General features: G+C 60.8%; 25 protein-coding genes and 2 pseudogenes. 14 read left to right on the forward strand and 13 right to left on the reverse strand.

Annotation, left to right across the window (positions count from 1 at the left end; genetic code table 11):
* Positions 1-80: 80 nt before the first annotated feature.
* Positions 81-1,070 carry a lysylphosphatidylglycerol synthase domain-containing protein gene (locus ACSQ76_RS02375; RefSeq protein ID WP_437155305.1) on the forward strand — a complete coding sequence of 330 codons (990 nt, stop codon included), beginning with the start codon at positions 81-83 and terminating at the stop codon, positions 1,068-1,070.
* Here the strand turns inward: ACSQ76_RS02375 and ACSQ76_RS02380 are convergent.
* Positions 965-2,506, reverse strand: a complete 1,542-nt coding sequence (locus ACSQ76_RS02380) for a phospholipase D-like domain-containing protein (RefSeq protein ID WP_437155306.1) — start codon at positions 2,504-2,506, stop codon at positions 965-967. The two genes, ACSQ76_RS02375 and ACSQ76_RS02380, sit on opposite strands and share 106 nt — an antisense overlap.
* A 558-nt stretch (positions 2,507-3,064) precedes the next feature.
* On the opposite strand from ACSQ76_RS02380, the gene ACSQ76_RS02385 reads away from it, so the two are divergent.
* Both ACSQ76_RS02385 and ACSQ76_RS02390 read left to right on the forward strand, forming a co-directional pair.
* Positions 3,065-4,600, forward strand: a complete 1,536-nt coding sequence (locus tag ACSQ76_RS02385) for an AAA family ATPase (protein WP_437155307.1) — start codon at positions 3,065-3,067, stop codon at positions 4,598-4,600.
* 224 nt (positions 4,601-4,824) lie between these two features.
* On the forward strand, positions 4,825-5,541 hold the full coding sequence (locus ACSQ76_RS02390) for an exopolysaccharide biosynthesis protein (protein WP_437155308.1): 717 nt from the start codon (positions 4,825-4,827) through the stop codon (positions 5,539-5,541).
* 118 nt (positions 5,542-5,659) lie between these two features.
* Here the strand turns inward: ACSQ76_RS02390 and ACSQ76_RS02395 are convergent, their stop codons facing one another.
* From ACSQ76_RS02395 to ACSQ76_RS02410, 4 genes are all read right to left on the reverse strand, one after another.
* Complete coding sequence (locus ACSQ76_RS02395) at positions 5,660-6,526, reverse strand: complex I NDUFA9 subunit family protein (protein ID WP_437155309.1); 867 nt, start codon at positions 6,524-6,526, stop codon at positions 5,660-5,662.
* A 13-nt stretch (positions 6,527-6,539) separates the two neighbouring features.
* Entirely contained in the window at positions 6,540-7,025 is a 486-nt protein-coding gene (locus ACSQ76_RS02400; RefSeq protein ID WP_437155310.1) for a ferritin-like domain-containing protein, read from the reverse strand.
* 277 nt (positions 7,026-7,302) lie between these two features.
* On the reverse strand, positions 7,303-7,485 hold the full coding sequence (locus tag ACSQ76_RS02405) for a DUF3008 family protein (protein WP_437155311.1): 183 nt from the start codon (positions 7,483-7,485) through the stop codon (positions 7,303-7,305).
* Between the two features lie 90 nt (positions 7,486-7,575).
* Complete coding sequence (locus tag ACSQ76_RS02410; RefSeq protein WP_437155312.1) at positions 7,576-7,716, reverse strand: hypothetical protein; 141 nt, start codon at positions 7,714-7,716, stop codon at positions 7,576-7,578.
* Positions 7,717-7,993: 277 nt separating this feature from the next.
* On the opposite strand from ACSQ76_RS02410, the gene ACSQ76_RS02415 reads away from it, so the two are divergent.
* Positions 7,994-8,695, forward strand: coding sequence for a cytochrome c oxidase assembly protein (locus ACSQ76_RS02415; protein ID WP_437155313.1), 702 nt, complete (start codon positions 7,994-7,996; stop codon positions 8,693-8,695).
* Entirely contained in the window at positions 8,689-9,201 is a 513-nt protein-coding gene (locus ACSQ76_RS02420; RefSeq protein ID WP_437155314.1) for a CopD family protein, read from the forward strand. Before ACSQ76_RS02415 ends, ACSQ76_RS02420 begins: the two co-directional genes overlap by 7 nt.
* On the opposite strand, the gene ACSQ76_RS02425 is transcribed toward ACSQ76_RS02420, so the two are convergent.
* Positions 9,171-9,686 carry a DUF2231 domain-containing protein gene (locus tag ACSQ76_RS02425; protein ID WP_437155315.1) on the reverse strand — a complete coding sequence of 172 codons (516 nt, stop codon included), beginning with the start codon at positions 9,684-9,686 and terminating at the stop codon, positions 9,171-9,173. The two genes, ACSQ76_RS02420 and ACSQ76_RS02425, sit on opposite strands and share 31 nt — an antisense overlap.
* A gap of 27 nt (positions 9,687-9,713) precedes the next feature.
* On the opposite strand from ACSQ76_RS02425, the gene ACSQ76_RS02430 reads away from it, so the two are divergent.
* From ACSQ76_RS02430 to ACSQ76_RS02470, 9 genes and pseudogenes are all read left to right on the forward strand, one after another.
* A complete protein-coding gene (locus ACSQ76_RS02430; RefSeq protein WP_437155316.1) occupies positions 9,714-10,373 on the forward strand; it encodes a cytochrome c oxidase subunit II in 660 nt (219 codons plus the stop codon).
* Positions 10,370-12,853, forward strand: a complete 2,484-nt coding sequence (gene ctaD, locus ACSQ76_RS02435; protein ID WP_437155317.1) for a cytochrome c oxidase subunit I — start codon at positions 10,370-10,372, stop codon at positions 12,851-12,853. Before ACSQ76_RS02430 ends, ctaD begins: the two co-directional genes overlap by 4 nt.
* Entirely contained in the window at positions 12,850-13,170 is a 321-nt protein-coding gene (locus ACSQ76_RS02440; protein ID WP_437155318.1) for a hypothetical protein, read from the forward strand. Before ctaD ends, ACSQ76_RS02440 begins: the two co-directional genes overlap by 4 nt.
* A gap of 142 nt (positions 13,171-13,312) precedes the next feature.
* On the forward strand, positions 13,313-13,510 hold the full coding sequence (locus ACSQ76_RS02445; RefSeq protein WP_437155319.1) for a hypothetical protein: 198 nt from the start codon (positions 13,313-13,315) through the stop codon (positions 13,508-13,510).
* A gap of 224 nt (positions 13,511-13,734) precedes the next feature.
* Positions 13,735-16,719, forward strand: a complete 2,985-nt coding sequence (locus ACSQ76_RS02450; protein ID WP_437155320.1) for a formate dehydrogenase subunit alpha — start codon at positions 13,735-13,737, stop codon at positions 16,717-16,719.
* Positions 16,706-17,302 carry a formate dehydrogenase FDH3 subunit beta gene (fdh3B, locus tag ACSQ76_RS02455; RefSeq protein WP_437155321.1) on the forward strand — a complete coding sequence of 199 codons (597 nt, stop codon included), beginning with the start codon at positions 16,706-16,708 and terminating at the stop codon, positions 17,300-17,302. The genes ACSQ76_RS02450 and fdh3B overlap by 14 nt, the downstream gene beginning before the upstream one ends.
* Entirely contained in the window at positions 17,299-18,531 is a 1,233-nt protein-coding gene (locus ACSQ76_RS02460; protein WP_437155322.1) for a formate dehydrogenase subunit gamma, read from the forward strand. Before fdh3B ends, ACSQ76_RS02460 begins: the two co-directional genes overlap by 4 nt.
* 3 nt (positions 18,532-18,534) lie before the next feature.
* Positions 18,535-18,684: a hypothetical protein gene (locus ACSQ76_RS02465; RefSeq protein WP_437155323.1), complete on the forward strand. Its 150-nt coding sequence runs from the start codon at positions 18,535-18,537 to the stop codon at positions 18,682-18,684.
* 303 nt (positions 18,685-18,987) lie between these two features.
* Positions 18,988-19,158 (forward strand): annotated as a pseudogene (locus tag ACSQ76_RS02470) (hypothetical protein); the annotation flags it as partial.
* On the opposite strand, the gene ACSQ76_RS02475 reads toward ACSQ76_RS02470, so the two are convergent.
* The 7 genes and pseudogenes from ACSQ76_RS02475 to ACSQ76_RS02505 all read right to left on the reverse strand — a co-directional run bounded on the left by ACSQ76_RS02475 (position 19,081) and on the right by ACSQ76_RS02505 (position 23,423).
* The gene (locus ACSQ76_RS02475) at positions 19,081-19,797 is read right to left on the reverse strand and encodes an NAD(P)H-binding protein (RefSeq protein WP_437155324.1); all 717 of its coding nucleotides are present in this window, start codon (positions 19,795-19,797) and stop codon (positions 19,081-19,083) included. The pseudogene ACSQ76_RS02470 and the gene ACSQ76_RS02475 sit on opposite strands and share 78 nt — an antisense overlap.
* Before the next feature lie 13 nt (positions 19,798-19,810).
* Positions 19,811-20,026: a DUF892 family protein gene (locus ACSQ76_RS02480; RefSeq protein WP_437158146.1), complete on the reverse strand. Its 216-nt coding sequence runs from the start codon at positions 20,024-20,026 to the stop codon at positions 19,811-19,813.
* 198 nt (positions 20,027-20,224) lie between these two features.
* Positions 20,225-20,407 (reverse strand): DUF3008 family protein, encoded by a 183-nt coding sequence (locus tag ACSQ76_RS02485; protein ID WP_437155325.1) that lies wholly within the window; start codon positions 20,405-20,407, stop codon positions 20,225-20,227.
* A gap of 90 nt (positions 20,408-20,497) precedes the next feature.
* Positions 20,498-21,301, reverse strand: a complete 804-nt coding sequence (locus ACSQ76_RS02490; protein ID WP_437158147.1) for a thiamine pyrophosphate-dependent enzyme — start codon at positions 21,299-21,301, stop codon at positions 20,498-20,500.
* A 34-nt stretch (positions 21,302-21,335) separates the two neighbouring features.
* Positions 21,336-22,256, reverse strand: a pseudogene (locus ACSQ76_RS02495) (thiamine pyrophosphate-binding protein); the annotation flags it as partial.
* 248 nt (positions 22,257-22,504) lie between these two features.
* Positions 22,505-22,912 carry a CBS domain-containing protein gene (locus ACSQ76_RS02500; protein ID WP_437155326.1) on the reverse strand — a complete coding sequence of 136 codons (408 nt, stop codon included), beginning with the start codon at positions 22,910-22,912 and terminating at the stop codon, positions 22,505-22,507.
* Positions 22,913-23,228: 316 nt separating this feature from the next.
* Positions 23,229-23,423: an MHC class I heavy chain gene (locus tag ACSQ76_RS02505; RefSeq protein ID WP_437155327.1), complete on the reverse strand. Its 195-nt coding sequence runs from the start codon at positions 23,421-23,423 to the stop codon at positions 23,229-23,231.
* Between the last annotated feature and the right edge of the window lie 413 nt (positions 23,424-23,836).

The following is a 23,836-nucleotide window of genomic DNA, read 5'->3' on the forward strand; positions in this document are numbered from 1 at the left end:
CATGACAAAATCCTCTTTCCGAGGATCAATGATCGGATACCGTGCGTTGAAGCAGCGAAACAGCGGAAGCAGTAACAGTCTTGCCAACCAACAACAAACCCGGGAACGAAGGTCGCAAAACCGCGTCGTGCAAACGCCGCTGGCTTGGATATGTCCTCGCTGCTGCTGTGACCGCGTTTGCGGTTTTCCTGCTTTACCGCACGTTGTCGCGCTATGAATGGCCCGAATTGGTAGACGCGGTCACGTCGGTGTCTTCGGGTCGGCTGCTTGTGGCACTGGCCTTTACCGCGCTCAGTTATCTGACCTTGACCGGATTCGATTGGCTGGCACTGCGCTACGTCGGGCGTCCACTGTCGTACCGGCAGGCTGCGATCGCTTCGTTTACCAGTCTTTCGATCGGGCACACGCTGGGATTTGCCGCATTGTCGAGCGGTACCATTCGCTATCGATACTATTCGCGCTGGGGGCTGCGGGGCAGTGAAGTGGCACAGTTGATTGTATTCTGTGGCATGACGGTCGGTCTGGGCCTTGCCATCCTCGGCGGTATTGCCCTGCTGATCGCGCCCGTTCTGGTGATCGAGGCACTGGGTCTCGACCGCGCCATCGTCAATTTGGTGGCTGCGGCGGCAATCGCGTTTCCCGTCGTTTACCTTGCCATGTCGGCCTTCTTCGGGCGCACCATCAACATCCGCGGCCGCGAGGTCAGGATGCCGCCACTGAAACTGGCGCTTGCACAGATCGTCATCGGTCCGCTGAACTTTGCCTTTGTGGCGGCGGCACTTCATCAGGCAGTCCTTTCCTTCGCCGATATCGATTATCTGCCGGTGGCTTCCGCCTATGTGAGCGCCAATGTCGCGACGCTGGTCACGCATGTTCCCGGCGGGCTTGGCGTAATCGAGGCTGTTCTGGCCTACCTGCTTCCGGGCACAGGGGTGATCGGGGCCGTTTTGATCTTTCGCTTCGTCTATTTTCTCATCCCCCTCTGCCTCGGCTTGGTGACGCTAGGCTTTTCTGAACTGATCTTGGCCCGCGCCGACAATCGTCCGGCCAGTCGCGACCAGACCGCGTAGAGCGCGCCAGTGAATCGAAATGGCCGTTCGGGATCTAGAATGAAGGTGCCGGGAACGGGTCGTGTCGCGCCCCGTGTGACGATCATGGGACGCAGGGAGTGCCCCTCGTGTATTCGCGACTCTATTGCCTCTAAGAGGCACTCGCCGCGTGCCCCTGCCTGATGCATGGTATCCGTTGTCACGCCAAGATGTTCGGCCAGCAAGGTGTCTCGTAGCCGCAAGATGGTCTGGCGTTGATGTGAGGTTTGCGCAATGATCGTCACGTCGCATTCGGTATCCAGCCCGACGGAACGGTTGTTGAGGTTTGCGGATCCGATCCGCAGGAACCTGTCGTCGACGATCATTACCTTGGAGTGGATCAGCAGGCGATGCAGTTCCTCGTTGTCGGCAACCGGGTAATAGACACGTAGCCGGTCATACCTGTCAGCGGCCTTCAGTCGGCGAAGCAGCCGCTCCCGGTTCGCCCCCATGATGAATCGTTCCACCATGCCGTTGGCCACACGCGTGCAAATGACCGCGATCTGCGGACCCTCTGGCCGCGCGAGCAGATCCTCAACAAGCCTTCCCACGCGTTGTCCGGTGAAATACTGCGTCTCGATGTAGATGGCCTTTTGCCCTTCCCGCATGAGATCGTCAGTCAGCTTTGCGGCCTCCTCGACTTCGGACTGGCCCTTGAAACGCGGCTGCGTACGCGAGATCGCAACGCTGACATCCGCGAAGTCGGGGGCAACCGCCGCGGGCCAACAATCGCCGCACCTCTGCGGCGACAGTGTCTCCCCTGTTGCGTCGCGCCAACGTTCAAGGGCGATGATTGCCAGATCGCAGACCACGGGCCCGTCCAGGACCATTTGGACATCGTGCACAGGTTCATAGCTTCTCCCGTTGGGGCGTCTTCGCAGGCTATCGTCAAGGGCATGCCCGGACCTGTCCCACCGTTCGACGGTCAGATCCATACCGCCGATGAAGGCGACGGCGTCGTCGATGATGACCATCTTCTGATGATGCGATGCATATGCCGGGTGATGTGTGTCGAGATGCAGGTGGATGCGCTCATGCGCCGCCCAATCGGCACCGAAAAGCAGAGGCCGTACTGCGCTTGGGGCATGAAGCGTCGCGAGGCTCCAGATCAGAATCCGAATGTGGAGGTCGGGATGTTTCTCGACCAGTCCCCTGAGCAGATCGCCCAGTGGCTGCGCCTGCGATCCATCTTGGGGACGAAGGCAAGTACTGGCATCGAAATCCCAGCCGACAATAATGATCGACTTTCGCGCGCGCCCGAGGCTGGAATGGAGGGCGGCAAAATAGGCAGCACCATCTATCAGCACCGCAGCATGATGCGCTTTCGATACGGCACAACAATTGCGCCCGGGCACGAGAATTGATCTCGTTTTGACGGTGCTTTTCTTCGCGTTTTCTGCTTCGCTTACGGGCTGCATTCCATCCCGTCGGTGCTGGATTCATGTTGCCAATAAACGCGCTGGCGCGAAATTGGTTCGCGTGAACCTTTGCCAATGTCGACGGCACGTATGGACCGGCATGGCCACAGCTAGGATTTCTCGCTGTCTGAGCACCGAGAGGGAACGGCGCCAGTTTCGGGGGGGAATACTTGTTCGACGTCTCTCTCATAATGCTTCATCTGTTCAAGAATTGGAGCCTCCGGCAAACCCGGGTCTGGTTCAGGTGCCGGACAACGAGTTCGTCGACGGCAAAGATCTCTGAGGCCGGAGGGGTGATTTCTATCCGTGTACCGCAGTGCGCGGATTGAGGTGATGGAACATCGACTTGAAACCCATTTCGGTCAGATGCGTTAAAAGTGGAAACACTTGTCGAGCCTCCCTCCAGGACCGAATGATCCTCAAATTCAAAGGATGTGGCTTTGAGAAAATGAATAATGAACGCGAGATCGGAAGCTGTGTGATCGGCGGTTCCCAAGCATGGGACGTAAGTCCAGCGGGGAAGTTGCAGTTGAAGGAGCGAAAGGGGAGGGGACCGGCATGAAAGAGAACACACAGGATGAGGTGATTTCTTTCCTCTCCAGTTCCGACGATGATCGCGAAACGGATCACGTCGAAACCCATGGCGCACACATCTTCCTTTCGGGTGACACCGCGCTGAAAGTCAAAAAGGCGGTTCGCTACGACTATCTTGACTATTCCAGTCTGGCGAAGCGCGAGAAAATGCTTCGGCGTGAACTCGAGCTCAATCAGCCGACAGCGCCTCAGATTTATCGCGACGTGGTTCCGATCACCCGGGACGCCGATACTCTGACGCTCGGCGGAACAGGCGAGCCTGTGGAATGGGTCCTTAGGATGAAACGCTTTCCGCAGGAAAACGAGCTGTCGGCCGTGGCGGGGCGTGGTGAATTGGATGATGCACTGGCAGAGGATTTGGGAACAGCAATCGCAGACTATCATGCGAGTGCGCCCCAGCGACAAGGAGATGGAGCTGACCGGATCCGAGCCATACTGGAGGAACTCGAGCGAGCCTTTGCATCCATGCACGACGAACTGGGGGCAAAAAGGGTAAAGGAGTTCTCTCGTAGTATCTGGACGGAGTTTGAGAACGTGGCCCCATTGCTGCGGTCTCGCTCAGAGGCCGGCCATTTGCGGCGCTGTCATGGAGACCTTCATCTACGTAATCTGGTGTTGATCGATGGAAAGCCAGTGCCTTTCGATGCGCTGGAGTTCGATGAAGAACTCGGCACTTGTGACGTGCTCTACGATTTGGCGTTTCTCGTGATGGACCTCCTGCATAGTGGCTTGGAACGGCAAGCCAACATCGTGCTCAATCGCTGGCTATTTGCCAACTCGGGACGTGAGGATGCCGGCCTTGCAGCACTACCGGTCTTTGTCGCGCTTCGTGCCGGTATCCGGGCAATGGTTACAGTTCAGACCGGGTCAGATGAAAGGCAAAAGGTTCAGGCCGAGGCGCAGGAATATCTCGGCACGGCGATCAGGGCGGTGAAAACATCCGAACCAAGGCTGCTGGCCATCGGCGGACTGTCTGGTACCGGTAAATCCACCATTGCCAGGCTTCTGGCCCCGCGGCTGGGGCGAATACCTGGTGCAGTACATTTACGCAGTGATTTGGAGCGTAAGGCCTTGGCGGGAGTGGCGACGCGTGAGGCATTGCCCGAGCGATCCTACACCCCGGCTTCTGGAAACAAGGTGTATCAACGCCTGATCGAGCGCGCCGCCACACTCTTGGCCGCCGGTCATACCGTTTTACTCGACGCAACATTTCTTTCGCCGTCCGACCGGTTGCGGCCACGGGCCCTTGCCGATGCATTGAACCTGACCTTCACCGGTTTATGGCTCGACGCCCCTGCTGAGGTCTTGATGGCGCGGGTCGAGCACCGTCAAGGTGATGCCTCCGATGCCGATGCTGCAGTCGTCCGCGAGCAGATGAAAAAAGACGCCGGCACGATCGAGTGGCTGCGGATCGATGCGACAGGTCAAGCTGATCGGGTCGCAGAGGTGGCGGGCGAACGGGTTGATCTGAACAGATCGAACGGATTGCTTTCTGTATAAAGTGTCTGACGCCAATAGAGGCGAGACCCGATGGCGAAAACCGAACGGCCACGCTTATCAGACACGGCGATGATCCGAAAATACACGCTTTACTCGGTTCTGGCGCTGATCGGCAATGCCCGACGCGTGGAGTGGCCCGCACCCGCCGAAGGGCCAACAAGTAATCCGGCGGATCGCGGTCACGTTCGGCCGATGCAAGCTGGATCGCACGAACGACATCGGCATTGACGAGCTTCAGCAGGCTCTCGGCAGTTTGCGGCGGAACAATTTCCCTTGCCGCCGGTTTTGGCCTTGAACCGGTCAGCGACGGGATGATCATGAGCACCTCAAGCCCTGATGTCGGACACACTGACGGCCCGCCGGCCGTTCCGCGCCTCATGCAGCGGCTCCACGACTTGGCGCAGGACAGAGAAGTAGTGAGCATTGCCTGCCTGACACGCGAAATCGGCGCGCAGGGTCACGCCCCGCTGCTGATGGTTGCCGCCGTCTTCATGATCCTGCCGATCGGCATGATCCCCGGTATCGGTGGCGCGCTCGGCGTCATAGTCGCAATCATCGGACTTCAAATGCTTCTCGGACGTAAGGGTCTTTGGATGCCGGCACCTCTAGGACGCCGCAAAATAAACGCCGAACGGATCCGGACCGCCACCCAGCAGATTCGGCCTGCGGCCGACTGGATCAGGCGACACCTGCACCCGAGATGGGAAATGCTCTCCAATGGAAATATCTCTCTGTCCCTGATCGCTGTGCTGCTGATCGTGACCGGAGCCTCTCTTCTGATACTGGGAGCGATCCCGGTGGCAACGCCGCTCATTGGTCTGCCGGTGGCGGTCTTCGCTGTCGGTCTCCTTGGGCGCGATGGGATGGTGGTGGCGGCGGGATATATCCTGATCGCACTGATTATCGCCGGCATCTGGCTGTGGCGCAGCAGCACGGGTTGATGACAGCCCGCAAGAGCGAGAAGGATTCCATGTGCCTTTGCTGCGTTGGAGAACACACGTGCTGGAACGGGATGTTCCCGCTGATGCCTCAGACAGTCCGAACCGGGTCCGTACCATGTCAGGAGGCGGCGATGATATCGGTCGGAGCGACTCCGATATCCGTCAGGCCGGGCAGAGCTTGATCGGCAACATTGTCCTTGCGCATCAGGGCCACCTGCGACCGGGTGAGCGGCGCGGCGGGCAGGCGCTCGGCGAGGGCGGCGAGACGCTGCCATACGGCGAAAGGCAATGGGAAAGGCCAGGCACGCCGGCTGCCAGCCTCCGCGATGCGGCGCACGAGGTCGGCGTAGGTGTAGACCTGTGGACCCCCGAGTTCGTAGAGCGGAGCTGGCCGCTTCATCGTCAGCAGCTTCGCGATGGCTTTTGCAATATCGTCACGGTGCACAGGCTGGAGACGGGTCTCACCCTGTCCGAAGAGGGGGAAGAAGGGTTGCAGCCGTGTGACGCCAAGGATTGTGGCGCGGATCGCATCGTCCTTCCCGACCATGACCGAGGGTCGCACTAGGGTGGCAAAAGGGCAGGCGGCCCGGACAGATGCCTCGCCCCGTCCGCGCGACCGGATGAAGGGATCGTTCGAGGTCGCGTCGGCGCCGATGCCCGAAACATGTATGAAGTGCGAAAGCCCGGCCGCCTTAGCCTCCTGCGCCAGACGCGCGGCGCCTTTCACGTGGATGGCCTCGAAGGTCGTCGCGCCCTGCTCCACGTATAGACTGACCGCGTTGACCGCGCCGTCGGCACCCTCCAGGGCCGGGCCGATAGTTTCGGGTCGCCGGATGTCCGCCTCTACCGGCGTGAGTTTCGCGGTTTCTTCGACTTGTCCCGGATCTCGAGCGACAACGCGGACCCGGTGGCCACTTGCTGAAAGCTGTCTGACAATGCGACTGCCGAGAAATCCGGTTCCGCCGAAGATCGTGAAGAGGGCCATCTCCGGTTCCCGCTCAAGCGGCCTCACGGTTGACGAGTCCTCGGGCGATCTCGGTCAGGCGGCCGTCGGCGCGATGCGCTTCCTCGACAGCGCTTTTGAGGATGTGTTTGTCCTCGAGGTCAAGTTGATCGGACCAGCTCGCCAGTGAGCCGCGGACTGCCATAGCATAATGCAGCATCCGCTGAAGTGAGGCGATGAGGGCTGCGTCGCGTACGGCCGGGCTGGCGATGGCCTCGGCCCAATCCTGGGCTTCGCGCAGGATCGCCTGCATGGAGCCATCAGTGTGGTCTTCATCTTTGACATCATGCACCTCGAGCAGTCCGCAGAGCTGCTCGCCGTGTTTTTGCGCGAGGGCCATCTCCTCCGAAAGGTAATCGCGCAGCGCCGTGTTCTCGGCCTTTTCGGCGAAGCGGGGCAGCGCCTCGGAGAATTGCGCCTCAAAGGAGCAGGCTTCCTGCAATTCTTTGATGTAGAGGGCTTTCAGGTCTTCCGGTTGCATCTGGGGCACCTCCTCTCGGTATCCGGGGGACGGGCAGCGGCTTGCACCGCACTGCCTGTTGTCCTTCAAGAACAACGCAACGCTTCGTATGTTCCTGCCGTAAGCAACGCGTCGCCGAATGAGGGCTTCACGTGTCATCTTTCGATCTCGTGGCCGCGCTGATCGGGCCGATGCAGGACAGCCGCGAATCTTCGCCGGGATTCTACGGAGCGCCGTCGCGGCCACCTGCTTGATTGTATGACGTGAGCGGTATGGCAAACGCGTAGACAAATGCCGGTCAGCCTTTGTGCTCCGGCTTTCCCTTCCGGTCGCTTTTTGCGAAGTCTTCGAGCTGATCTTCCGACATGGAGTCATACATCTCGCGGGCGGCGCCGGTCAGGTCGTTCTTGTCCATTTCACCCCGTTTTGCGGCGAGGGCAGCCCCGGCGGCCTTTTGTTGAGCTTTTGATTCTGCAGGCATGGTCTTTTTCCTTTGATGGTTTTCCATTCGTCGTATGATCGCGAACAGCCAGATCGTGGAAATGTTTCCGCCGCGGCAATCCGATCGCGGTCAGCTCCGCTTCAGCGTGTGCCACAGGATCCCCCCGGTATCCGGGTGTGACAACACCCCGGGGCGCAGCAACGCGCAGCCGCGCGTCACGATCCGGTTGCCGCTCTGTGCGCTGTCGATCCGGCGCATGGTAGTGCTCATCGGTTTCGAGGCCGTGACGCCTCATCGAGATAGGTCACCGAGGCGGGTAAGCATGGGCGGCGGAACGTCGTGTTGATCGGTGCTTCCAGTGAAAGCGTGGCCAATCCGGTTCATCTGGAACCGGAGGTCCGAGTACCTGACGTTTGCTGCGATCTCGGTACGCAGAGACGCGGCGCTACTTTTTGTAGGTCGGCGTGGAACATATTGAACCGTAAATAGTCTAGTAGAGGAGTAAGCAGAAAATGCATCCTGCAAGATGATAAGGAGGCTGTCAGCCTTGGACACGATTTACTGTGGTCCGGCTCCACTGCCTGCAGAACTTTGGGTGAGATGGAATCTCGACCCGGTTCTTCTTGTTACGCTGGGGCTTCTGACATTTCTGGTGCGCCGCGAGCCAACGGGTCTTCTTGCGGTGGTCGTGATGTTTGTGGCCTTCGTCTCGCCGTTATGCGCGCTCTCCTCCGCGTTGTTCTCGGCGCGGGTGGTTCATCATGTGCTCCTTGTCGCGACCGCAGCACCGCTCCTGGCATGGGCGTGGCCTGCGGCAAAGTCGGACCGCGTCTGGTTATCTTTCGCGGTTTCGACCCTGACGCTCTGGGTGTGGCATCATCCGGTGGCCTATGATCACGCTCTTGCGAATGTGGTTGTCTACTGGTTGATGCAAATCACGCTTCTGGGCAGCGCTCTTTGGTTCTGGAAATCGGTTTTTGCCGCCAGGGAAGCGCCCTTCCTGCAACTTGTCGTAATCGTCGCGGCCTTCGCGCAAATGGGGATGTTGGGCGCCGTGCTTACCTTCGCCCCCCATGCGCTCTATGCCGCGCACGCATTGGTGCCATTTGATTGGGGCCTGACACCGCTTGCGGATCAGCAGCTAGGCGGCCTGATCATGTGGGTGCCCGCGGGTATTCCGTACGCTGTCGCCGCCGCCCTGATGGCCCGGCAAAGCTGGTCGCGTCTGAGGGACTTGTCAGCGTGCTAGAATGGTTTCTCTCAACGATTCCGATCTTCAAGGTCGTGCACATCGCCGCCCTGCTGATCTGGTGCGGCGGTCTTCTGGTGCTTCCGCTGATGCTGTCGCAGCAGACTCCGGCTGTCTCGGCGCAAGACTACGTTACGATTCGCCGTATGACGCATGTCATCTACACCGTTTGCGTGACTCCGGCCGCAGTGATTGCCGTGATCGCGGGCACCTGGCTGATCTTCATGCGTGAGGTCTTTGTCCCCTGGTTCTACGCCAAGCTCGCCTTTGTCGGCCTGCTTGTCGCTGTCCATGCCTGGTTGGGTCATTCCCTCGCCGATTCCTCTGAACAGCCCAATGAACACCGACCGGCAAGCCCCGTTCTGTTAATCTCGGCGGGTCTCGTACCAGTTCTTTCAATCCTGGTCCTTGTACTTTCCAAGCCGGACCTGACTTGGATCGAGTTTCCCGAATGGTTGCTTGCGCCACGCGACGGTCAGCTGCCTTTTGATGTTCCTAGTCGATAATCGAAGACGAGCTTACCGCCGTGCCACCCTGTGAACATCACCATCAATACGCTCAGGCCCGACAGGAGAATGCCGTAAGGCAGGACGGCCGCCTCGTAACCGCCGAGGCGATGGCCCCAGTTCGCGCCAAGGATCGCCAACAGCGTCACCGCGATGATGAAATGGGTCCAAGCCATGGCGCGCGCGCGAATTCCTGGAACGAGCAGCAGCTCCGCCGTGCCGGAAAATCCGGAAAACATCCCGAAGAGAAAGCCGGTGCCCGAGGCCCAGAGCGCAGCGCGGGCCCAGAAGCCATCCTCTGTCCACCAATAGATGAGATCTGCGCCGAACGTGCAAAAGGTGAGCGCGACCGGAAAGGCAACACTCATCGCATGAATGGGGTGCCCGAACACGGAAACCCGCGACTCCGTCTCGTCAGACTGCACAAGCTCACCGATCGGGTCGATCGATTCTTGCTCATCGGTCCTGGTTTCATTCGCAGCCATTGTTCCTGGTCCCCTCGTGGTTACGTCATGGCCATAACTCTTTTGGCGCTTTGTGGTTGCAATGGAGACTCTTCGACTGTCGATCCGGCTGGCCCCGCCGCGCGGGCCATCGCTAGCCTGTGGTGGGTCATGTTCGCCGGGGGTGCTCTGGTTTTTGTCCTGGTCATGGTCCTTCTTGGTCTGGCGTTCCGTTCGCAATCGGGTGCTGGCGGCGAGCCCCGGCAGGTGCGAATCTGGATTTTGACGCTCGGCATTGGCTTCCCGATGTTGGTGCTCGCGGCTCTGCTTGCCTACGGGCTCGTGATTGGGGAACGGTTGCTGCCCCGCAACGATGCAGAGGTCGTGCGTGTCGGCGCGGAAGGGCGGCGCTGGTCGTGGACCTTTTCCTATGACGACGCTTCAGGTCAGACCACGAAGGATGTCCTCCACATTCCGGCGGGGCGTCCCGTAGATGTGGAAATCACGACCACAGATGTCATTCACAGTTTCTGGGTGCCGCGTCTTGCCGGCAAGTTGGATGCGATCCCGGGTCACGTCAACGTCCTCAGGATAGAGGCGGATGAACCGGGTACCTATCAGGGACTCAGCGCTGAATTCAGCGGCAGCGGCTACGGCTGGTTCACCTTCGAAGTGACGGCCCATGATAGGGCGAACTGGAACGCGTTCATGGGGAGCGGAGCAGAATGAAGGCCCTCGAGCGCCACCGCAGACTGACCGAGATCTGGGCATCAGCGCCGGGATTCCGGGGGTGGTTCTCGACGGTGAGCCACACCGATGTCGGACGTATGTTCCTTGTGACGGCCTTTCTGTTTTTCCTGATCGGTGGCCTGCTAGCGATGCTCATCCGGGCGCAACTGGCGACGCCGCATTCCGCGTTCGCAGGGCCTGACATCTATAATCAGATTTTCACGATGCACGGGACCATCATGATGTTCCTGTTCGCCATCCCCACCTTCGAGGGGTTGGCGGTCTACCTTCTGCCCAAGATTCTGGGCAGCCGTGATCTCGCGTTCCCGCGCCTGACAGCCTACGGCTATTGGTGCTATGTCTTCGGCGGCACGATGCTGCTCGTGTCGATGCTGTTCGGCATCGCCCCGGACGGCGGCTGGTTCATGTATCCCCCGCTGACCGGCGCGATCTATTCGCCGGGCATCAACACCGATTTCTGGCTGATCGGCATTACGTTCGTCGAAATCTCTGCAATCGCCGCTGCCGTCGAAATCACCGTGTCGATCCTGAAATACCGCGCGCCGGGCATGTCGCTTGCGCGGATGCCGATCTTTGCCTGGTATGCGCTCATTACGTCGCTGATGATCCTGACCGGTTTTCCGCCGATGATCCTCGGTTCCATTCTGCTTGAGATCGAGCGCGCGTTCGGATTTCCATTCTTTCAAGCGGAACATGGTGGCGACAGCCTATTGTGGCAGCATCTGTTCTGGCTGTTCGGGCACCCGGAGGTTTACATCATATTCCTGCCTGCGGCGGGTGTTGTGTCCACAGTTCTGCCGGTGATGTGCCGCACGACCCTGCTCGGATATGGCTGGATCGTCGCCGCCACGGTGGCGCTCGCCTTCTTGTCATTTGGCCTCTGGGTCCACCACATGTTCACGACCGGCATTCCCCATATGGGCCTTGCCTTCTTCTCGGCGGCCTCAACGCTGGTGGCGGTCCCGACAAGCGTGCAGGTCTTTGCCTGGATCGGTACCATGTGGAAGGGACGACCCGAGTTGCACCTGCCCATGCTCCATATTCTGGGCTTCTTCGTCACCTTCGTGATCGGCGGCCTGACCGGGGTCATGGTCGCGGTGGTCCCGTTCGACTGGCAGGCACATGACACTGCCTTCATCACCGCGCATCTGCATTATGTGCTGTTTGGCGGCTTCGTGTTTCCGATCCTCGCCGGGCTATACTACTGGTTGCCGCATTTCACCGGGCGCCGACGTTTCCTCCGCCTCGGCGAACTTGCCTTCTGGCTAATCTTTGCAGGCTTTCACATCACGTTTCTCGCCATGCATTGGGTGGGCCTGCTTGGCCAGCGTCGCCGCATCCCGACCTACGCTCCCGAGGATGGATGGACGGCCATCAATCTCGTCTCCTCGGTCGGCAGCTTCGTTCTTGCGATCGGGATCGCGATCGTCATTCTCGACGTGATCCTGCACATCGTGACGCCGCGCAGGGGACCGCGCAACCCCTGGGGCGCGACAACGCTGGAATGGGCGATGATCATGCCGCCGGCAAGCTATAATTTCGCCAGCCTGCCAGAGGTCACGGACCGTGACCCGCTCGCGGCGGAGCCGGATCTGCCGGGGCGGCTGGCACGCGGCGAAGGCTTTCTCGGGACGCCGCGCCACGGCTGGCGGGAAACCCTGACCGTGGATGTGGCGAGCGGTAAACCGGATTATCACATCATCTACCCGAAGAACTCACGGCTGCCCATCGTGATGGCGGCCGTCACCGGCCTGTTCTTTCTGTCGTTGCTTCTGAAGCTTTACTGGATGGTTTCCATTGCCCTTGCGGGTGTCCTGGCGCTGGCATGCAAGTGGGTCTGGTCCCTGGGTCGCAAGCGGGACCTTGGCCCGCAAAGCATCGGAGGCGGTCTGACTCTGCCGAATGCAGCCGCTGTCGAGCGGTCGCCGGGTTGGTGGGGGTCGTTCTTTCTGCTGATCGCGAATGCCACGTTGTTCGGCTCGCTGCTGTTTGGCTATGCCTTCCTCTGGACGGTTGCGCCCGGCTGGCCGCCACCGTCCTGGTTCGAACCGTCCGTCGGCATATTCAGCTTGGGTGCCCTTGGAAGCGTAACCGGCCCCATCGCGATCCGACTCGCGATCCACGCCCTCCGCCAGGGGCGCGCTGTTGTTCCCGTTCTCGCGGTCGCCCTGGTCGGCGCGCTTTTGCTCGGGATCGCGTGCGCGGCGGTATTGGTTTACACCCCGTCACCCGGCGGGCATGCCTATGGGGCCACGCTTTTCGTGCTTGGCGGTTACAGCCTCTTCCATGCCAGTCTGGTCGCGGTGATGGTGGCCCTTTTGATCACCCGCGTCCTGCGCAGCTTCGTCTCGCCCCTGCGGCAGGCGGAATTTCCGATCGTCGCTCTTTGGGTCGACTATGCGTCCTTTATCGGTCTGTTCGTGCTGGTGGCGACGCATCTGCCCGGAGTGAGCCAATGACCGACCTGCTCCGCATCCTGATTGCGCCGCTTGTGTGGCTGGCAGCCTTCAGCGCCGTTTACGCGGTGCATGGCCTTGTGTGCGGCCATGACATCAGCGACACGCTATGGGGCGTGCCGCTCTCAAAGCTCTTGCTGTGGGGGGTATATCTGGTCGCACTCGTGCTGCAGGCGGCGCTGCTCGCGGCCCTCTACCACCCGAGGGCCCGTTCGGCATCCCGCTTTGTGCGTCGGGTCAGTCGCATTACCGGCTGGGTCGGCCTTGTCGCAACTGCATGGTCTCTTTTCCCCGTCGCGGTGACGTCCTCTTGCCTGTGACTGTGCGGTGCTGACATCGGGAAACGATACCTCCTTTAGCCACAGGAATTCTTTGGAACCTTACCCTGATGTTGCTGGTTGAGGTTGGCAAAAGGGGCGTCCTGGCACCCGGAGGCCCTGCGACAATCAAAGGGGGGCTGCCATGACAGATAAAAGTGACAAGGCTGGCTTATCACGTCGCCAAATGCTTGCACTCGCGCCGTTTGCCGGAGCACACGCCGTCCTGCCGTCATCAGCCACCGCGCAAAAAAGCAGCGTGCCTCTGCGTGCCGACCCACGTGAGGTGCGGTTTCAGGATAACGACCATATTCGCACGTTCTACCGCCTCGCCAGAAACTGAAGTCCAGCCAGGAGAGGATACTGCATGCTGAGAAAGCGAACTTCCAGCACCGCGCCAGCCGCCAAACGGACCCGCACGCTGACACCGCCCGCATCGGGCAGGCTCAGCAGGCGGGCCTTTCTGCGCAACAGCGGTCTGGGGGGCTCGCCCTTGGCTCGATGGGTGCCACGGCAGGACTTGTCGAGCGGTCTCGCGCTGAGGGTCCCGTGGAAAAGGCAGATGTCGTGACCCGCAAGACAATCTGCCCGTTCTGCTCGGTGGGGTGCTCGATCTGGGCCGAAGTTCAGAATGGCGTCTGGATCGGGCAAGAACCGGCGTTCGAGAGCCCCATCAACCAGGGCACGCACTGCTCAAAGGGTGCGGCAACGCGCGAGGTCGCGGTGGGCGAGCGCCGTCTGAAGTATCCCATGAAGAAGGAAAACGGAGAGTGGGTACGCATTTCCTGGGAACAGGCGATCTCGGAGATTGGAACCGAATTCAGTCGTATTCGTGAAGAACTCGGCCCCGACAGCGTCTATTGGCTGGGTTCGGCCAAGTTCTCGAACGAACAGGCCTACATGTTCCGCAAGTTCGCCGCGCTCTGGGGCACCAACAATACCGATCATCAGGCGCGCATTTGCCATTCCACCACGGTCGCCGGTGTGGCCAACACCTTCGGCTATGGTGCGATGACCAACACCTATAATGACATCCGCAATTCGCGCTCGATCATCATCATTGGTGGCAATCCCGCCGAGGCGCATCCGGTCTCGATGTTGCATGTACTGAACGGCAAGGAAAACGGAGCGCCGTTGATTGTCGTCGATCCGCGTTTTACGCGCACCGCCGCGCATGCCGATGAGTACGTGCGTATCCGCCCGGGCGCGGATGTGGGTTTCATGTGGGGACTTGCTCGGGTGATCCTGCAGAACGGCTGGGAGGATCGGGAATTTCTCGATCAGCGCGTCTTTGGTTTTGACCGGGTCCGCGACGAAATCGACCGCTGGACGCCCGAGGAGGTCGAGCGCGTCACCGGCATTGCCCCCGAACAGTTGGAACACGTGGCGCGCACGCTCGCCGACAATCGGCCCGGCACGCTGATCTGGTGCATGGGGCTGACGCAATCCACCACCGGCAACAACAAGACGCGCGCCGCGTCGATCCTGCAACTAATCTTGGGCAATATTGGCAAAGTGGGCGGCGGCGCGAACATCTTTCGTGGCCATGACAATGTCCAGGGCGCAACGGATCTCGGCGTCGCAAATGACACGCTCCCAGCCTATTACGGTCTGACCGAGGGCGCCTGGAAACACTGGGCCAGGGTCTGGGATCTGGACTATGACTGGATACGCGACCGTTTCGCCTCCAAGGAGTTGATGGAGGCCCCCGGCGTTCCGGTCAGCCGCTGGATGGATGGTGTGCTCGAGAGCGAAGACGCGTTTGAACAACCTCACCTGATCAAGGGGATCGTCTTCTGGGGCCATGCCAGCAACAGCCAGACCCGTGGCTCTGATCGCAAACGCGCGCTGGAAACAGCCGATATTGTCGTCGTGATCGACCCCTATCCGACCCAGACCGCAATCGAGAACGAGCGCAGCGACAACCTTTATTTGCTGCCCGCCGGATCGACGATGGAGATGGCAGGCTCGGTCACCAATTCCAACCGCTCCTTACAATGGCGCGAAAAGGTCGTGGACCCTGTTTTCGAGGCGAAATCAGACTACGAGATCCTCTATCTCCTCGCGAGGGAATTCGGATTTGACGCGGAACTCTACAAACATATCGGTCGCGGCGAGGATGGCGTGCCGCTGGCTGAGGACATGCTGCGAGAAATCAATCGCGGCACCTGGACCATCGGCTATACCGGTCAGAGCCCGGAACGCCTGAAATCCCATATGGAGCATCAGGACAAGTTCGATTCGATCACATTGATGGGCAAGTCCGGCCCAGTCGAGGGAGAATTCTATTGCCTTCCCTGGCCAAGCTGGGGCCAACCCGGACAGGGCCATCCCGGCACGCCCCTGCTCTACGACACCTCAAAGCCGGTGGCTGCAGGCGGCCTGCCCTTTCGTGCCCGGTGGGGGGTCGAGCATAACGGCGAAAACCTCTTGGCCGAGGACAGTTTCACGCAAGGTTCCGAAATCCAGGATGGATATCCCGAAGTTACATTGGGCATGCTTGATGCGCTCGGCTTTGCTGACGAACTGACCGCCCGCGAGAAGCTGGTGATCGCCGCAATCGGTGCGGATCGTTACCGTCACGACTTGCTGTCTATATCCGAGGAAGAGGCCGGTTCAGCCCTTGACGCCCTCGAGTCGGACGTGCGTCGCAGGATCGCCGAGAGCAGCGGCTCTGGCGACAGCGAGGATGTCGAGGAATCCTGGGGCGCCGCGAACGGCGCCTCCCAAGGTTCGTCCGAAGAAGACATATCGGACCGCTTCCCGAACTACCCCGAAGCGGCGCTGACCGCGATCGAAGGATACCTCGCGGCGAATCCGCAGGCTGATAGCGACGACAAGCCACCGCTGCGCAACAGGATCATGCAGGTGAACTGGAAGACCGACCTGTCCGGAGGGCTGCAACGGGTCGCCATTGAGCACGGGCTTGCCCCCTACGGCAACGGCAAGGCCCGCGCCTATGTCTGGAACTTCCCTGACGAGGTGCCCCTGCACCGCGAACCGCTCTATACGACGCGGCGTGATCTCTTGCCCGAATACCAAACCTTCGAGGATCGGCGAATCTGGCGGTTGCCCTCGCTCTATCGCTCGATTCAAGAGGTCGACTATAGCAAGGACTACCCCCTGAACCTGACCAGCGGTCGTCTTGTCGAATTCGAGGGCGGCGGCGACGAAACCCGCTCGAACAAGTGGCTGGCAGAGTTCCAGCCGCAGATGTTCGTCGAGATCAATCCGCATGATGCCGCCGCTGTCGGCGTTGACGATGGTGCCTTTTGCTGGGTGCATACGCCGGAGGGGCAGATACGAGTGCAGGCGATGGTCACACGGCGCGTCGGTCCCGGCACGGTTTTCCTGCCGTTCCATTTCGCCGGGATCTGGCAGGGCGAGGATATTTCCCACCGGTATCCCGATGGTGCCGCCCCGTGGGTGATTGGCGAGGCGTCGAACACTGTCCAGACCTATGGCTATGACGTGGTGACCCAGATGCAAGAGACAAAAGCCACGCTCTGCCGGGTAGCCGCGATGGAAGGAGACGACAATGACGCGACTTAAGTTTCTCTGCGACGCGGACCGCTGCATCGAATGCAACGCCTGCGCGACGGTGTGCAAGAACGAGCACGAGGTGCCCTGGGGCATGGTGCGGCGCCGCGTGGTCACGATCAATGATGGCGAACCGGGTGAGAAATCCGTTGCCGTCTCCTGCATGCATTGCACGGATGCGCCTTGTGTGGCCGTCTGCCCGACCTCGACACTCTATCAGACCGATCTTGGAATCGTGCTGCACGACAAGGACACCTGCATCGGCTGCGGCTATTGCTTCTACGCATGCCCCTTTGGTGCGCCGCAGTTTCCAAAGGAGACGCTTTTCGGTTCGCGGGGCCAAATGGACAAATGCACCTATTGCGCAGGCGGACCGGAAGAGAACAACTCCGAGGCCGAATTTCATAAATATGGCCGCAACCGCATCGCCGAGGGCAAGTTGCCGATCTGCGCCGAAGTCTGCGCTACCCGCGCACTGCTTGCGGGCGACGGAGAGACCATCAACGAGATCTATCGGGAACGGGTCATACACCGTGGATTCGGAACCGGTGCCTGGGGCTGGAAGACCGCCTACTATCCGGAGCAGGAGACATGACCGATCAGACACCGATCGTCCGTGGCCGCGACTTCAAAGAATACCGCATCGGCGGCGCCATCGCCGCACTGCTTTTGCTCGTCGCGCTCACCTGGCAGATCATTGCGATCTTTGACGGCCAATCTCTCACTGTTCCCGAAACCCAATGGCGCCTCTCACAGCCCGATGGCAACTATGCCAGGGAAAGGCTGGCCTATGATGCTCTCACGGCCCGCACCCGTCTGATGGATGAGCGCTTCCGCACGGGCCCCGCCCCGTCAGAAGAGGCTCCGGTTCCCGGCCCGCGTACCGACCATTTTCTGACTGAAGAACCGTTCGTCGGTGACCCGCAAAGTCTCACGCAGACGTGGCTCACTGCTGACGCCCGGTCACTCGAGACGGCCCGGCAAAGTGAAAGAGTGGTCGGCATATCCTCTTTGCCTTACCCCAATGCCGCGCTCTTTGAGCGTCCAGAAGGGCGCGACTGGCGCTTTGGTATGGCCGACACGATCACACACCTCGGGGCTGTTATAATTTTGGGGTTTTCACTGCTGCTTGCGCTTGTTCTGGCCGTTCGGGGGCGGGTGCCGATCGCCTATGGACGCTCGCGACGCACGGTCAAGCGGTTCAACTTTCTCGAGCGTGCAAACCATTGGATGACGTCGACAAGTTTCATTGTGCTGGCATTGACCGGTCTTGTGATCGCCTATGGCGACACGCTGATCCGGCCGTTCGGCGAGGGTGTGCTCGGCTCTCTCGGTCGCATATCGACCTGGGGGCACGCGCTCTTCTTCCCGCCGTTCGCCGTGGGACTCCTGATAATGATACTGCTCTGGACGTGGCGCAATCTGCCGTCCCGGCTTGACCTGCATTGGCTGGCAAGTGGCGGGGGATTCTTCTCGGACGATCCCGACAACCCACCCGCTCGCAAGTTCAATGCCGGGCAGAAGCTGGTCTTCTGGGCGGCCGTGCTGGGTGGCATCGCAATGATCGCATCCGGCGTCATGTTGATGTTTCCATTCTTCGGGGTCGACCTGGAGATCATAGGTTGGATCATGCTGGGTCACGCCACGCTGGCGACAGTGCTGATCGCCATCTTCATTGGCCATATCTACATCGGAACGGTGGGCATGCAGGGCGCGATCTGGGCCATGTGGGATGGCGAGGTCGACCGGAACTGGGCCGAAGAGCACCATGAACTGTGGTTGAAGGACCTTGAAGCACGCGGTGATCCCGCGAGGGATGGTTAAGCCATGTACGCTTTCTTGTCGGGATGCCTGTTTGCAATCTGTCTGGCGGTTGCCGCCTGGTTCGTGTTCGACACGGCCGCCATCTCTGCGATCGAGCGCGCGAACACCCATTCCGTGGTGATCGACACCGAGGCCAATACCGCCGCGGAATGAGGATGCGCGCGTCGCGGCGACCTGACCATCAACTGGTCTCGGGTCGCACTGATGTGGCAGAGACATCTCCGGGAACCAACTCGATCACTCACGGTTTTGTGATGATAAGGAAATGATGCGAAGCTGCGGCTCGAGAGCGGTGCGTCGTAACCTGTCTTGTCCTGGGGCTACCGACGGCTGCATTGGGCGAACTCCTTCGGGTATCTGCGTTCCGGATCGGGCGTGCGCGGCGACGGCGATGCGCAACGTTGTTTCCAGCTACCCGGTGCCCGGGCCTAATTCCGTCTTGGCAATGAACGCGAAATCTATGGCGAGCCAGGTCTCGAACTAAGTTTCGGCCCTGAATCCGGAACCCGCGTCGGTTTTACTACCGGGGTTCCTTTATTGCCTCCGAAGTCAATAGCTTCGATGATAGATTACGACAGCGTGGAAGCCTGGAACAGCATCAAGGGCTTTGCCGATGGCGCTTTTTCCGAGGCAGAGATCTGGGCAGGGCAGCGCTTTTACAGACGGCACGACATTCATATCATTGATCAGCTTCGCGATGGCTTTTGCAGTATCGTCACGGTGCACAGGCTGGAGACGGGTCTCACCCTTTCCGAAGAGGGGGAAGAAGGGTTGCAGCCGTGTGACGCCAAGGATCGTGGCGCGGATAGCATCGTCCTTCCCGACCATGACCGAGGGTCGCACTAGGGTGGCAAAAGGGCAGGCGGCCCGGACAGATGCCTCGCCCCGTCCGCGCGACCGGATGAAGGGATCGTTCGAGGTCGCGTCGGCGCCGATGCCCGAAACATGTATGAAGTGCGAAAGCCCGGCCGCCTTAGCCTCCTGCGCCAGACGCGCGGCGCCTTTCACGTGGATGGCCTCGAAGGTCGTCGCACCCTGCTCCACGTATAGACTGACCGCGTTGACCGCGCCGTCGGCACCCTCCAGGGCCGGGCCGATCGTATCGGGTCGCCGGATGTCCGCCTCTACCGGCGTGAGTTTCGCGGTTTCTTCGACTTGTCCCGGATCTCGAGCGGCGACGCGAACCCGGTGGCCACTTGCCGAAAGCTGTCTGACAATGCGACTGCCGAGAAATCCGGTGCCGCCGAAGATCGTGAAGAGGGCCATCTCCGGTTCCCGCTCAAGCGGCCTCACGGTTGACGAGTCCTCGGGCGATCTCGGTCAGGCGGGCGTCGGCGCGATGCGCTTCCTCGACAGCGCTTTTGAGGATGTGTTTGTCCTCGAGGTCAAGTTGATCGGACCAGCTCGCCAGTGAGCCGCGGACTGCCATAGCATAATGCAGCATCCGCTGAAGTGAGGCGATGAGGGCTGCGTCGCGTACGGCCGGGCTGGCGATGGCCTCGGCCCAATCCTGGAGCCATCAGTGTGGTCTTCATCTTTGACATCATGCACCTCGAGCAGTCCGCAGAGCTGCTCGCCGTGTTTTTGCGCGAGGGCCATCTCCTCCGAAAGGTAATCGCGCAGCGCCGTGTTCGCGGCCATCTGCTTGGCTGTATGAGGGGAGCGGCATAGCAAACGCGTAGACAAATGCCGGTCAGCCTTTGTGCTCCGGCTTTCCCTCCCGGTCGCTTTTTGCGAAGTCTTCGAGCTGATCTTCCGACATGGAGTCATACATCTCGCGGGCGGCGCCGGTCAGGTCGTTCTTGTCCATTTCACCCCGTTTTGCGGCGAGGGCAGCCCCGGCGGCCTTTTGTAGAGCTTTTGATTCTGCAGGCATGGTCTTTTTCCTTTGATGATTTTCCATTCGTCCTATGATTGCGAACAGCCAGATCGTGGAAATGTTTCCGCCGGGGCAATCCGATCGCGGTCAGCTCCGCTTCAGCGTGTGCCACAGGATCCCCCCGGTATCCGGGTCGCCCTTCAGGATCGCGGTCGCATAGCTTTTCGCTTGCTTCATCGTGATGTGCGGCGGCAGGGTCGGCACATCAGGGTCAGTCAGCGCATCGATGACCACGGGTCGGTCGGCGGCGAAGGCCTTTTCCCAAGCGGGTGCGATCTGTTCGGGGCGCTCCACGCGGATACCCTCCAGTCCCAGCGAGCGGGCGTAGGCTGCATAGTCAAATGGGGGGACGTTCTGGGTTTCCGGCACACGGGGGCTGTCGGCCATGGCGCGAAGTTCCCAGGTCACCTGGTTGAGGTCGCCGTTGTTGAGCACGCAGATCACCAACCGGGGATCAGACCAGTCCCGCCAGTATTTGGCGACGGTCATGAGCGAGGAATTGCCCAGCATCTGCATCGCGCCGTCCCCGATGAAGCCCACGGCAACACGGTCGGGGAAGGCGAACTTGGCGGCAGTGGCATAGGGAACCGCGGGGCACATGGTAGCGAGGGTTCCGGACAACGTGCCCTTCATGCCGGCGCGAAACTTCAGCGCCCGGGCGTACCAGTTGGCCGAGGTGCCGCTGTCGGCGGCGATCAGGGCGTTGTCGGGCAGGCGAGAGGGAGGCCTCCCAGAACACCCGCTCGGGGTTGACGGGATCGGCCTCGACCATGGCGCGCTTCTCGGCGCCCTCCCACCAGTCCGAGACGCGGCGCTCGATCCTGCTGCGCCAGCTGCCACCCTCCTTCTGGTCCAACAAGGGCAAGAGGGCGTCCAGCGTGGCCGCGGCATCGCCGGCCAGGGCCACCTCCATCGGGTAGCGGATCGACAGCATTGTGGGATCGAGATCGATCTGGACGCCGCGCGCGTCGCCTTCCCGGGGCAGGAACTCAGAATAAGGGAAGCGGGAGCCAATCATCAGCAGCGTGTCGCAGTGGCGCATCATCCAGTCGGAGGGCTCGGTGCCGAGCAGGCCGATGGAGCCAGTCACGAAGGGCAGGTCATCCGGCAGGGCGCCCTTGCCCAGCAGCGCCTTCGCCACGCCACCCTGAAGCTTGTCGGCGACCGCCGAGACCTGTCGCTCCGCGCCGAGCGCGCCGGCGCCGACGAGGATCGCGACCTTGCGGCCTTCGTTCAACACCGTGGCGGCCTGCTCAAGGTCGGCTTCGGCCGGCAGGACGCGAGGGGTGGTGTAGGCCTGGCTCGTGTGCACCGTACCGTGGGCGTGCGGCGGCTCGGCAGCGTCGAGTTCCTGCACGTCATTGGGCAAGATCACCGCCGTCACGTTGCGCCGGGCCTGGGCGATGCGCAGGCCCCGGTCGATCAGATGGCGGGCCTGTTCGGGCACGGAGCAGGTGCCCAGAAACTCGGAGGCGACATCCTTGAACAACGCGTTAAGATCGACCTCCTGCTGGTAGTTGCCGCCGAGCGCGGGCCGGGCCTGCTGGCCGACCAGCGCCAGCACGGGCTGATGATCGAGCTTGGCATCGTAGAGCCCGTTCAGCAGGTGGATAGCGCCGGGGCCGGAGGTGGCGAGGCAAACCCCCACCTCGCCGGTCCACTTGGCGTGGGCGCAGGCCATGAAGGCCGCTTCCTCCTCGTGGCGGGCTTGGATGAACCGGGGCTTTTCCGTGCGGCCTATAGCGGCGGTCAGCCCGCCGATGCCGTCCCCGGGATATCCGTAGATCCGGCTCACCCCCCATTCGGCCAGTCGCTTGAGGATAAAATCGGCTACCTTATCTGCCATAGATAATTCTCCCCGGGGTTGCAGATTCGCTGGGTTGGATGTCAGCCCGGCGACCTCCAGCACGGTCTTGCGCCGGCGACGAAGCCATCTGTGCACACCGCCCGTCTTCTTCGCTCTCCTTGGCCTTGCCTCTCGAGGACAGCGCTCCGACGGCACGGTGGGCGCTTGGCCTAAGACGAGGAAACCGGTAGGGCTACCCCCGCGCACCGGATGGCACGCGGAAGCGGCGGCTGCGGCGGCTCGCCCGGTCACTCGGAGATTTGCTCGAGGGCGACGCCGGCGGCGGATGGGTCTCCGTCGGTGGAGAGATCGCCGAGCGACACAATGCCCACCAACCGCTTGTCGCGATCGACCACCGGCATTCGGCGGACTTGCTGCTCGCCCATGTTGCGCGCGACCTCGGCGACTTCTTGGTCTTCGAAGACGTAGAGCACGTCGCGCGACATGACCTCGCTGACCGCGCTGTCTGTCGATTTGCCCTGGGCGATACCGCCGATCACGATGTCACGGTCGGTGATGGTGCCGACGAGACGGTCATCCTGCCCGACGGGTACGAAGCCGGTGTCGATACGCCGCATGGCCTCGGCGGCTTCCTTGAGAGTTTGATCTGGGGTTAGCGTAACTGTGTGCGGTGTCATCACGTCATTGACTTGCATGGGTTCCTCCTTCGGTTGCAGCGGCGGAATGTCAGTCCGCATGAGCGTCAAGGAACAGGAAGGCTGCGCAAATGTTCCCGGGCAAGTTAGAGAAAACCTGCAGTATGGAAACGAGCGGAAACAGCGACAGTTCTGGCGCATTCTTTCGATTCGGTAGGATCCTGCTTGGAGGCCCGTTGATTAGCGCTGTTATACGACTGGTTCAGGAACTGCCGAATACTGAGAACGAGAGAAATCACGGCGGCTCCGGTTAAAGCTGAATGTCGAACTTTGGTCATGGATATCGGAATGCAAGGGTGGATTCCCCTCTCAACCGTCAGAAGCCAACAACGTTCAAAACATCTGAACTATTTGGAGCTCGAAACGTCCCGTCAGGATTGGGCGAGACAGGCGTGCCGTTGCCCAGAACGTATTGGCATGCATTCCCGTTTGACTGCTTGATGACGGTGACGAATGATCCGTCCGCGGTTTCGCATTCCAAAATCTGAAGATTGGTCCATTCGGTCGACATGATGCACTCCTGTCATGATAAAGTGGCTGTTGTCCCGTGGCCCCGCATGCCCAAAGTATTCAAGATTCTCTGCCTTCTCGCAAGGACAGGTTCTCGCGATAGTTGCATACAGCCAAAAATTGCCTGCCACGACCGCCGCTCGCCAATTCACAGGCCTGGTTCGGGTGATGGCTGGAAAAGGCGGACGACGAACCCGACTGCGCAGGCAAAAGCCATCACTGGTGAGGAAAGGCATTCTTTTCGATTACGCCTAGCTTTTTCCCTTACACTGGAAAACAAAACCGACTTCTACGCAGGCGGCTTTATCTGCCTCGAAGCCATCCGTCAGCCCGGCGCTCAGGAGATCGACGGCTTCTTGACGGCACAATCGCTGCGGCCTGTGAAGTCCGGTCGAGCCGAAAAACCTGAAGGCA

The sequence above is a fragment of the Roseovarius sp. B08 genome, assembly GCF_051417955.1.
Taxonomy (GTDB): Bacteria; Pseudomonadota; Alphaproteobacteria; order Rhodobacterales; family Rhodobacteraceae; genus Roseovarius.